General features: G+C 65.5%; 7 protein-coding genes and 1 tRNA gene. 5 read left to right on the top strand and 3 right to left on the bottom strand.

Annotated features, from left to right (window positions below):
- Both ACTS1X_RS04115 and ACTS1X_RS04110 read left to right on the top strand, forming a co-directional pair.
- Nucleotides 1-860 (top strand): zinc-dependent alcohol dehydrogenase family protein (locus tag ACTS1X_RS04115; protein ID WP_442613107.1); only part of this gene is annotated, 860 nt, incomplete at its 5' end.
- A gap of 37 nt (nt 861-897) precedes the next feature.
- A complete protein-coding gene (locus tag ACTS1X_RS04110) occupies nt 898-2,691 on the top strand; it encodes a gamma-glutamyltransferase family protein (RefSeq protein ID WP_442613109.1) in 1,794 nt (597 codons plus the stop codon).
- A gap of 63 nt (nt 2,692-2,754) precedes the next feature.
- Here the strand turns inward: ACTS1X_RS04110 and katG are convergent, their stop codons facing one another.
- Entirely contained in the window at nt 2,755-4,941 is a 2,187-nt protein-coding gene (gene katG, locus ACTS1X_RS04105; RefSeq protein WP_442613106.1) for a catalase/peroxidase HPI, read from the bottom strand.
- A gap of 325 nt (nt 4,942-5,266) precedes the next feature.
- On the opposite strand from katG, the gene ACTS1X_RS04100 reads away from it, so the two are divergent.
- Both ACTS1X_RS04100 and ACTS1X_RS04095 read left to right on the top strand, forming a co-directional pair.
- Nucleotides 5,267-5,830, top strand: a complete 564-nt coding sequence (locus ACTS1X_RS04100; protein WP_442613105.1) for an ECF-type sigma factor — start codon at nt 5,267-5,269, stop codon at nt 5,828-5,830.
- Nucleotides 5,802-8,183 carry a protein kinase domain-containing protein gene (locus tag ACTS1X_RS04095; protein ID WP_442613104.1) on the top strand — a complete coding sequence of 794 codons (2,382 nt, stop codon included), beginning with the start codon at nt 5,802-5,804 and terminating at the stop codon, nt 8,181-8,183. Before ACTS1X_RS04100 ends, ACTS1X_RS04095 begins: the two co-directional genes overlap by 29 nt.
- 243 nt (nt 8,184-8,426) lie before the next feature.
- Here ACTS1X_RS04095 and ACTS1X_RS04090 read toward each other — a convergent pair.
- A tRNA-Glu gene (locus tag ACTS1X_RS04090) sits at nt 8,427-8,501 on the bottom strand.
- 156 nt (nt 8,502-8,657) lie between these two features.
- Between ACTS1X_RS04090 and ACTS1X_RS04085 the strand changes: the two genes are divergently transcribed.
- Nucleotides 8,658-9,335: a DsbA family oxidoreductase gene (locus ACTS1X_RS04085; protein ID WP_442613103.1), complete on the top strand. Its 678-nt coding sequence runs from the start codon at nt 8,658-8,660 to the stop codon at nt 9,333-9,335.
- A gap of 21 nt (nt 9,336-9,356) precedes the next feature.
- On the opposite strand, the gene ACTS1X_RS04080 is transcribed toward ACTS1X_RS04085, so the two are convergent.
- Nucleotides 9,357-11,057 (bottom strand): SulP family inorganic anion transporter, encoded by a 1,701-nt coding sequence (locus ACTS1X_RS04080; protein ID WP_442613102.1) that lies wholly within the window; start codon nt 11,055-11,057, stop codon nt 9,357-9,359.
- Nucleotides 11,058-11,100 lie beyond the last annotated feature (43 nt).

The raw sequence follows: 11,100 nt of genomic DNA, 5'->3' as shown, positions 1-11,100 counted from the left end.
TCCCGACCGCCGATGGCCGGATCCTGATGTCGGACGGCGCGGGAGAGGTCGTCGCGGTCGGCGAAGGCGTTACCGGCTGGAAGACCGGCGATCCTGCGCTGTCGCTCTTCTTCCCGCTCTGGCCCGACGGCGAGGGCGCGAACGAGAAGCGGCTCGGGGTTCCGGGCGACCATGCCGACGGTTTCGCCGCCGAATATGTGGCGGCGCCAGCCAGCGCGTTCACGAAGGCGCCCAGGGGCTACAGCTTCGCCGAGGCGGCAACCCTGCCGTGCGCGGCGCTGACGGCCTGGCGCGCGCTCATGGTCGCATCGCATACGAAACCCGGCGATATCGTACTCGTGCAGGGATCGGGCGGGGTTTCGATCTTCGCGCTGCAATTCGCGAAAGCGGCGGGGGCGACGGTCATCGCGACGTCCTCGTCCGGCGAGAAGCTCGAACGGCTGACCGAACTCGGAGCCGATCATGTCATCAACTACAAGGAAGAGACGGACTGGGGGAAGGCGGCGCTGAAATGGACGGCCGGTCGCGGCGTCGATACCGTCGTCGAGATCGGCGGACCGGGGACGCTGACGCAATCGATCCACGCCTGCCGTACGGGCGGACACATCGGACTGATCGGCGTGCTCACCGGGCTGTCCGGCGAAGTGCCGACCGCGCTGTTCTTCCAGAAGAATCTCGTCATGACGGGGATCACGGTCGGCAGCCATGCCGATCAGCGCGACATGATCGCGGCGATCGACGCGAACGGGATCAAGCCGGTTATCGACAGCCATTTCCCGCTGGACGGACTGGCCGACGCCTTCCGCCATCAGGCGGCGCAGAAGCATTTCGGGAAGATCGTAGTCGACATTCCAGGCTGAGCGCTGCGGCGCTGCCGAAACGAGGGAACGCAAGATGATGAAACCCATATTCACGGTCGCGGCGGCGGTTGCGGCGATCCTGTGCCCGATGGCCTCGCCGGCGATGGCGCAGGACAACGGTGTCGCGGCGACCGAGACGATCGGCGCCGGCGGCCGTCCGGTCGGCGCGGCCTGGTCCCGCAGCCCGGTCTATGCCCAGCATGGAATGGCGGCGACCGCGCATCCGCTCGCCAGCCAGATCGCGATCGACATCCTCCAGCAGGGCGGCAGCGCGGTCGACGCCGCGATAGCGGCCAATGCGGCGCTCGGCCTGATGGAACCGACCGGCAACGGGATCGGCGGGGACCTGTTCGCGATCGTCTGGGATCCCGAGACGCAACGGCTCTACGGTCTGAACGCCTCGGGCCGCAGCCCGATGGGCCGCAGCTATGACGAACTGCGCGCCGCGCTCGGAGACGCGACGTCGATCCCGCCGCTCGGCCATCTGCCGGTTACGGTCCCGGGTGCGGTCGACGGATGGTTCGAGCTGCACGGCCGGTTCGGCCGGCTCGGCATGGACCGGATACTGGCGCCGTCCATCGCCTATGCGCAAGACGGTTTTCCGATGGCGCCTGTGATCGCCTATTATTTCCAGCGCAACCTGCGTGGCTTCGAGCAGCGGCTCGAGATGATCGGCGATTTCGACAATGCGCGCGCCACCTATTTCGCCGACGGGGCGCCGGAGGTGGGTTCGATCTTCCGCAATCCCGATCTCGCCGCCACCTACCGCGCGATCGCGGCCGGCGGCCGGGACGCCTTTTACGAAGGCGAGATCGCCCGGACGATCGACGCCTATATGCGGCGGATCGGCGGCGACCTGCGCTACGAGGACATGGCCGCGCATGAAAGCGAATGGGTCGATGTCGGGTGCGTCGAATATCGCGACGGCTACGAACTGTGCGAATTGCCGCCCAACAGCCAGGGCTTCGCCGCGCTGCAAATGGTCAACATCCTCCGCAATGTCGATCTGTCGCAATGGCCGCGCGGCTCGGCCGAAGTCTTGCACTACATCACCGAGGCGAAGCGGCTCGCTTTCGAGGATCTCGGCCGTTTCTACGCCGATCCGGCCTTTGCCGACATCCCGATCGAGGGCCTGCTCTCGCAGGAATATGGCCGCCGCCGTTTCGCCGAGATCGATCCGGCGCGCGCCAATCCCGAACCCGCGCCGGGCGATCCGCGGATCGAAGGGGAGGGGGACACCACCTATCTCACCGTCGCCGACAGCAGCGGCATGATGGTTTCGCTGATCCAGTCCAACTATCGCGGCATGGGATCGGGGCTCGTGCCCAACGGGCTCGGTTTCATGTTCCAGGATCGCGGCGAGTTGTTCTCCTTGGATCCCGATCATCCCAATGTCTATGCGCCCGGCAAGCGCCCCTTCCAGACGATCATCCCCGCCTTCGTCATGCGCAATGGCGCGCCGTTCATGAGCTTCGGGCTGATGGGCGGCGGCATGCAGCCCCAGGGCCATGTCCAGGTGCTGATCAACATGGTCGATTACGGCATGAACGTGCAGGAAGCCGGCGACGCCGCGCGGCTGAACCATGACGGCGGCCGGCGCCCGACCGACGATCTGGCCGGCACGGGCGCCGATCTTCTCGGCACGCTCAGCGTCGAGCCCGGCATCCCGGCCGAGACGGTCGAACGGCTGCGCGCGATGGGCCACAATGTCGAGATCGTCGAGGATGGCGTAATGTTCGGCGGCTACCAGGCGATCGTGCGCGATCCGGAAACCGGCGTCTATGCCGGGGCGACGGAGATGCGCAAGGACGGGCAGGCGCTCGGATACTGAAAAAAGGACCCCGCCGCGCGGAACCGCGGCGGGGCCCATTGCCGGATCACGACTTCCCGTGGCTTATGCGACGTCGAACCGGTCGGCGTTCATCACCTTGGTCCATGCGGCGACGAAGTCTCGCGCGAACTTCTCTTCATGCCCGTTCTCGGCATAGACTTCGGCGACGGCGCGAAGCTGCGAATTGGAGCCGAATACGAGATCGGTGCGCGTGGCGCGCCATTTCTCTTCGCCACTGGCCCGGTCCGTGCCGACAAACTCCTCGTCGCCGCTCTCGTCCACGACCGTCCAGGCGGTGCCCATGTCGAGCAGGTTGACGAAAAAGTCGTTGGTGAGCTGGCCCGGCCGGTCGGTGAGTACGCCGATATCGGTGTCGCCGCTCACCGCGCCGAGCGCCCGCAGGCCGCCGACCAGCACCGTCATTTCCGGTATCGACAGGCCGAGCAGATGCGCCCGGTCGACCAGCATGTCTTCGGTCTTCACGCTGGCCTTGGTCCGCAGATAGTTGCGGAAGCCGTCGGCGAAGGGCTCGAGCGGTTCGAAACTTTCGGCGTCGGTCTGTTCCTCGGTCGCATCGCCGCGCCCGCCAAGGAACGGAACGTCGATGGCGAATCCGGCGTCCTTCGCCGCCTTCTCGACCGCGGCGGAACCGGCCAGGACGATTGCGTCGGCCATCGACATGTCGCCGCGAAGCTCGTCGATCTTGGCCAGGACTTTCGCCAGCTCTTCGGGATCGTTGACGTCCCAGTCTTTCATCGGGGCGAGGCGGATGCGGGCGCCATTGGCGCCGCCGCGATGATCGGACCGGCGATAGGTCGACGCCGACGCCCAGGCCGCCTTGACGAGCTCGCTTATCGACAGGCCGCTGTCGAGGATCTTCGACTTGAAGTCGTCGACCGCGCCGTCGCTCGGCATCGTGCCGGCCGGAACCGGATCCTGCCAGATCAGGTCCTCGTCGGGCACTTCGGGGCCGAGATACCGGACCTTCGGGCCCATGTCGCGGTGGCACAGCTTGAACCAGGCGCGGGCGAAGGCATCGTCCAGCGCCGCCTGGTCGTCGCGGAAACGCTCGGAAATCTTGCGATAGTCCGGGTCCATCTTCAGCGCCATGTCGGCGGTCGTCATCATCGTCGGGACCTTTTTGGACGGATCGCGCGCGTCGGGCGCCATGTCTTCCGGATCGGGATCGACCGGGGTCCATTGCTTGGCGCCCGCCGGGCTTTCGACCAGCTCATACTCATATTTGAACAGCAGGCGGAAATAGTCCCCGCCCCATTGCGTCGGGTTGGGCGTCCATGCCCCTTCGAGACCCGAGGTCGTGATGTGACCTTCGGCGATTTGCTCGGCGTCGGTGGACCAGCCGAAACCCTGGAGCATCAGATGCTCGCTTTCGGGACTGCCCGAGAGCTGGTCGGCTGGGATCGCGCCATGGCATTTGCCGAAGGCATGGCCGCCGGCGGTGAGCGCGACGGTTTCCTCGTCGTTCATCGCCATGCGCTCGAACGTCTTGCGCATGTCGCGTGCCGATTGGAGCGGATCGGGATTGCCGCCCGGCCCCTCCGGGTTGACGTAGATGAGGCCCATCTGGATCGCCGCGAGCGGATTTTCCAGCGCCTTGCCTTCATCGGGGACGATGCGCGTTTCGGCGCCCTGATCGACCCATTTCTCTTCGGTGCCCCAATAGACGGTTTCGGGCTCGTAAACGTCCTTGCGGCCGCCGCCGAAGCCGAACACCGGGCCGCCCATCGATTCGATGGCGACATTGCCGGTGAGGATGAACAGGTCGGCCCAGCTGATGCTCTGGCCGTATTTCCGCTTGATCGGCCATAACAGGCGGCGCGCCTTGTCGAGATTGCCGTTATCCGGCCAGCTGTTGAGCGGCGCGAAGCGCTGCTGTCCGCTGCCGGCGCCGCCGCGTCCGTCGCCCGTGCGATAGGTGCCGGCGGCGTGCCACGCCATGCGGATGAAGAAGGGGCCGTAATGTCCGTAGTCCGCCGGCCACCAGGGCTGGGAGTCCGTCATCAGGGCGGTGAGGTCGTCCTTGAGCGCCTGATAGTCGAGCGCCTTGAAGGCCTCGGCATAATCGAAATCCTCGCCCATCGGGTCCGGCGAGGCGCCGCTTTCGGTCAGTATCTCGAGATTGAGCTGGTCGGGCCACCAGTCCCGATTGGTCCGTCCCAGCAGCGAGCGTCCCTCGCCATCGAATCCCATCGGGCATCCGCCGCCCATTTCACCGGTCTTCGCGTCCATATCCGCCTCCTATGTCTTGGGGTTATTGGGAGAATATATCCGAAGCGCGGCGCCGCGGGAAACGACTTAGCTTTGTCAGAGATAATCGGAAAATCGATTGTGGCGTCCGCGCGGGCGGCTTCACGATGCCCCGCGCAAATCGCAAAACATTCCCATCGGACGGAGCGCCGCTCGGCAATTCGACCGACCGGTTCGATGGCGGTAACTGGGCCGATCCCGTGCGGTGTTCCGTTCTGATGCGATCCCCTTGTTCCCGCTGGACAATCCCCGGACTCGCGGGCAGTGTTCGGGCGGGAACGATATCCAGCGCCGGGAGGCGAGTGGCATGGCCGAGTACGCGGAGGGATCGGCGACGCAGTTGCTGCGACGATGGCGCGGCGGAGACGACGCGGCACAGGACGAACTCATCCGCCTTTTCTATCCGCGTCTCCAACGCAAGGCGGCCAACCTGCTCGCCTATGAAAATCAGGTTTCGCTCGCGCCCGGCGATCTCGTGCATGAAGCGATCATGCGGATCATCAACAGCGAACAGTATGACTGGCGGGACCGGGCGCATTTTCTGGCGCTGTCGTCGCGGCTGATGCGGCGCGTGCTCATCGATCACGTCCGCGCCAAGAATGCGGAGAAGCGCCGCCATCGACGGGTCACGCTTATGACCGGTCTGCACAACGGCCAGCGTATGGATTTGCAGGCGCTGCATCACGCGCTGTTGCGGCTTTCCGCGATCGACCAGGCAAATGCCGATATCGTCGAGATGCGCTTCTTCGGCGGAATGTCGATCGCCGATGTCGCGGTGGTAACGGGGCTGTCGGAACCGACCGTCAAGCGGCGCTGGGCAGCGGCGCGCGTCTGGCTGGCGGATGCGCTGGGGCACGACGATGCCGAATGACGAGCTGGAGATCGAGAAAAGGGCGCTCGCGCTGCTCGAACGGATTCTTGCCCTGCCGGAGGACGAGAGGGAGGACTGGCTGAATGCGAACCGCCCGGACGACCCCGCCGTCGAGACGCGGCTGCGCAAACTGCTGAAATCCGAGAATGTCGCCGGCGGACTGATCGAAACCGGCGGGATGGGCGCGATGTCCGATTGGGAAAGCCCGCCCGAGCGCGTCGGGGCGTATGCGATAGAGGAACAGATCGGCGAAGGCGGCATGGGCGCCATTTTCCGCGGGCGGCGCGATGCCGGCGATTTCGATCATGAGGTTGCGATCAAGTTGATCCGGCCCGGCGCGCTGACGGATGCGCTGATCGAACGGTTCGAGCGCGAACGGCAGACGCTTGCCGGTCTCTCGCATCCGCATATCGCGCGCCTCTATGACGGCGGGACGACGAACGACGGCAATCCCTATATCATCATGGAATATATAGAGGGCATGCCGATCGTAAAATGGGCCGATGCCCAGCGGCTCGATCTCGATGCCCGCATGGCCCTGTTCGAGACCGTCTGCGAAGCCGTGCGTTTCGCGCATCAGAACCTGATCGTGCACCGCGACCTGACGCCGTCCAACGTGCTCGTGACGCCGGAGGGAGAACCCAAGCTTATCGATTTCGGCATCGCCAAACCGCCGGAGTTCAAGGAAGCGGAGGCCGGCAATACCAAGGGCTCGCTCACGGGTCTGAGTCTGACTCCCGGCTTTGCAGCCCCAGAACGCATCAGCGGCGCGCCGACGACGACGCTGACCGACATCTATTCCCTCGGCAAGCTGCTCAAGCTGCTCGCCGTCCGTTGGGCGGACGATGGCGATATTGCGGCGATCATCGCCAAGGCGACGGCCGACGATCCGGACGAGCGCTATCTCTCGACCGATGCGCTGCTGGACGACGTCAAGCGCTTCCGGTCCGTGCGTCCGCTCGCCGCGCGTGGCGGCGGGCGGAGATATCTGCTCGGCAAGTTCTACCAACGCAACCGGGCGCCGGTCATCGCGGGCGCGCTGACCGTGATCGTGCTGATCGGTGCGCTGCTGGGCACGCTTTACGCCTACAACCAGGCCGAACGCGAACGGGCGCGCGCCGAACGCAGTTTCGCCGCGACGCGCGAAATCGCCACCACCATGCTCTTCGACGTCTATGATGCGGTTGACGCTGTGCCCGGCTCGACGGTCGCGCGCGAGTTGCTGGCCTCGACGGCGCAGCGCTATCTTGACGCCCTGTCGCGCGAACCCGGTGCATCGGTGGATGTGCGGCTGGAGGTCGGGCGCGGCTATATCCGGCTCGCCGATGTGATGGGCGGAATCGGTGGCGGAACGCTGGGCCAGCGCGAAGAGGCGATGGAGAATTATCGCCGTGCTGACGAGTTGCTCACCGCCTTGCTCGCCGAACATCCCGACAATGAAGCGGTGGCGCTCGCCCTGGCGGAGGCGCGAACCGCCCGTTCCGACACGACCGTGATGTTTACGGATGAGGTCGATCAAGGGCGCGAATTTGCGGTGCACGCCCGTTCCGTGCTCGATCGCGAGTGCGAGGACGCCGATGCATGCGCATTGCAGCGCGCACGGACCTATGTCGCCGAGGCGCATAACCTCTACTGGGCCGAAGAACTTGACGAAGCGATTGCCGCCACGGGCAGCGCGATCGCCGAACTCGATAGCCTGAGCCCCCGAATCCGCGAAGGCGAAGCGGCCGTGCGCGCGCGCGCCGGCGCCTATCGCGTGAAAGGGGACGCGCTCTATCATCTCGACGATGTGGAAGGCTCCGTCCGCGAACTGGGCGTTGCGTCGCGGCTGTTGCGGGAGGGCATCGCGCGCGGTCTCGATTCCGCCGACATGCAGCGCGATCTCGCGGTAGTGGAGTGGACGCGCGGCGGATCGCTCGACGAGGCGGGGCGGCAGGACGAGGCGATTGAGGCTCTGAACCGGTCCTATCGCATCTCGCAACGGCTCGTCGAAGCCGATCCCGACGACCGCGGCGGGTTCCGCTTTCTGGCAGTGATCGGCGGGCAGCGGGCGCTGACCCTGTCTTCGGCCGGGCGTTTCCAGGAAGCGATTGCCGGGGCCAATGCCTCGCTCGCCGTGCGCCGGCAATTATCGGATGAACAGCCGGACGAGCAAGGCTTCTTCCGCGATGTCGCGATCCAGCTAAACGGCCTGGGCGACATCTACCAGCGGGCCGGGCAGCGGGCCCAGGCCTGCCGCTATTATCGGGAAACCGTTATGCAATTCGATGCGCTCGCCGAACGCTGGGGCATGACCGATTTCGATCGCAATGACACCTATGCCCGGGCGCGGGAAGCGCTCCGGAGCTGCTGACCGCATACCCGGTCTTTCCGGATCGGTGTTGCCCAGTGCTCGCTCGCCTTCGCTATCGTTCCCGAACAGACCGTGTAACAGGGCGTCGTGCGCCTGCGCATCGTCGAAGGCCGTATCGATGCCATCGTCATCGAATTCGAGAAGGGGTCGCCGAGAATAGCGAACGGATTACGGGAAAAGTGGCGTCGAAATCGCCTTTTCCTGTAATTTATCTATTATAATCAATTACATGCATGGAAATGCTGGTGACCCCTACGGGAATCGAACCCGTGTTTCAGCCGTGAGAGGGCCGCGTCCTAACCGCTAGACGAAGGGGCCATGGCAAGCATCGCTTGCGGGCGGCTGACTTAGGGGCGAGACGGGCGGAGGTCAACTCATCGCGGCAATTGTGCTATGATTGGACTTTCCGGCGAGTCCCTCCGGCCGGGCATCCATATCGCCGGCCGAAGCCAAGGCCCATCGCAGGAGCGCATCATGACGACGCAACTCAGGATCGATTTCATATCCGATATCTCCTGCCCCTGGTGCGTGATCGGGCTGCGGAACATGGAGGCGGCGCTCGCCGCGATCGGCGACGGGATCGAGCCCTATATCCGCTTCGAACCGTTCGAGCTCAATCCGGACATGCCGGCCGAGGGCATGGACCGCGCCGATTATTTTGCGAGCAAATATCGCATCTCTCCGGACGAGGCGAAGCGCCGCGGCGGCGAGATTCGGGCGCGCGCCGAGGAAACCGGCTTTACGATGAACGCGGGAGAGGGCTTTCGCATCTACAATACGTTCGACGCCCACCGCCTGCTCGAATGGGCGATGGAGGAGGGCCGTCAGCGCGCGCTCAAACATGCGCTGTTCGAAGCCTATTTCACCGACGGGAAGAATATGGGTGACCATGAGACGCTGGCGGGCGTTGCGGAGTCCGTCGGGCTCGATGGCGCCCGGGCGCGCGAAATCCTGGCCGGCAACGACTATGCCGGCCATGTCCGCCAGTCCCAGTCGCACCAGCGCGGCCGCGGCGTGCAGTCGGTCCCGACGATCATCGTCAACGGGGAATATGTGATCAATGGCGGCCAGCCGGCGGCGATCTTCGAGAAGGCGTTCCGTCACATCGCGGCCGAGGTGGCGCGCGATCAGGTGGCCGCCGAACCTGTCTGACCCGGTTTTCCGATTGAATGATCAGCCGGTTTCGGACCGGCCGCCGCATTCTTCCACGGCTTCGGCGACGGTCCGGTAGAAACTGCGCAGCCGCGCCTGGCCGTTGGCCTGCAGCGCCTCCCAGATCGGCTCGTGGATCGCGGCGAAATTGATCGACAGGTCTTTCGCGTCGAGATTGTCCAGCAGCCGTTCCAGCATCGCGATGCCGCTCGCATCGATGGTGTTCACGGCGCGCATGTCGAGGATCAGGCAGGTCGCTTCGGGATGCCGGGCCACCTCTTCCAGAATCCGGTTTTCGCAATAGCTGGCGTTGCCGAAATAGATCGAGCGGTCGATCCGGACCACCAGCACGGGCATCGTGTCGACCTCGACTTCCTCGCGATCGATCGAGCGGAAGGAGTCTCCGTCGTCCATCGATCCGACACGCGTGACGCGCGGGACGCTGGAGAACCAGAGGAACGCGGCGATGCCGAGCAGCGCGCCGACCGCCAGGCCCCATTGGACGCCAAGCAGGAGCGTCGCCAGAAGCGTCGCCAGAAACACGGCGCCCTCGATCTTGCTGTACCGCCAGATCGCCGCGATCTCCCGGGTTTTGACGAGACCGAACACGGCGCTGATGACGAGCGCGGCAAGCGCCGTCTGCGGCAGGTAGGACAGGGCGTCGGCGAAAAACAGCAGGACGGCCAGTACGACCAGGGCCGCGACCATCGACGCCAGCGGCGATCGCGCGCCACTGTCGCAGACCAATGCGGAGCGGCTCAGGCTGACACCGACCGCGTATCCGCCCGTCAGGCCCGCACCGATATTGGCCGCGCCGATCGCGAGCGCTTCCCGGCTCGTGTCGAGCGAACGGCGCTCCTTGCCCGCAAGCGATTTGGCGACGGCCGTTCCGATGACGAAAGCGATGATGGCGACCACCGCGGCGGACGGCAGCAGACGCAACCATATGGCGGGATCGATGGGCGGCAGCGTAAGCGCCGGCAGCCCGCCTTCGGTCTTCTGGACGGTCGCTACGTCGGGTGCGGCGAGCTGCACGGCGAGCGCCGCGCCGACGATGATGACGAGGGGAACCGATTTGACGATGGCGTGGCGCCATGGCGGACGGATACCGGCTTTCCATAGCCCGGCCGCGGCATAGCGGTCCGCCAGCAGGAGAAGGACGAGCGCGCCGCCGCCGATCAGCAATGCGGCAACGACGGTGTCGCCGAGAACCGGCAGCAGGGCGGTAGCGGTGCCGATCAGATTGCCGCTCCGGGCGACGTCGAGACCCAGCAGCGGTGGAAGCTGGCTGGTCGCGATCAGCAGGGCGGCCGCCGCGGTGAAGCCCAGCAATGCGGGTTCGCTGATGAAATTCACCAACCGGCCGAGGCGGAACAGGCCGAGCAGGCACAGAATGATGCCGGCTTCGATGGCGATGATCATCGCACCGTCGAGCGGCGCTATGTCGCCGTTGCCGGTCGCCTCCGCCACGAGCAGCGACACCAGCGCCACCGGTCCCAGCGAAACATAGGGCGAGGTGCCGAACAACAGGTAGAGCAGCGGCGGGGCGAGCGCCGCGTAAAGGCCGGTTTCGGGCGGCAGGCCCGCAAGCTGGGCATAGGCCATGGCCTGGGGAACGAGCAGAACGGAGAGGATGAGCCCGGCAAGCAGGTCGGCGAAAAGGCTCCGGCGTTCATAGCCGTCGAGCCATGACGGCTTCAGCGCCGTGATATCGAATGCCACGTCATGGCTCTCCCGAGAGGTGCGCCCGACTATATGGCCCGAA

It is taken from the genome of Parasphingopyxis sp. (genome assembly GCF_052168275.1).
Classification (GTDB): domain Bacteria; phylum Pseudomonadota; class Alphaproteobacteria; order Sphingomonadales; family Sphingomonadaceae; genus Parasphingopyxis.
Note: the sequence above shows the minus strand (reverse complement) of the source record. Positions and strands in the feature narration are given on the sequence as shown.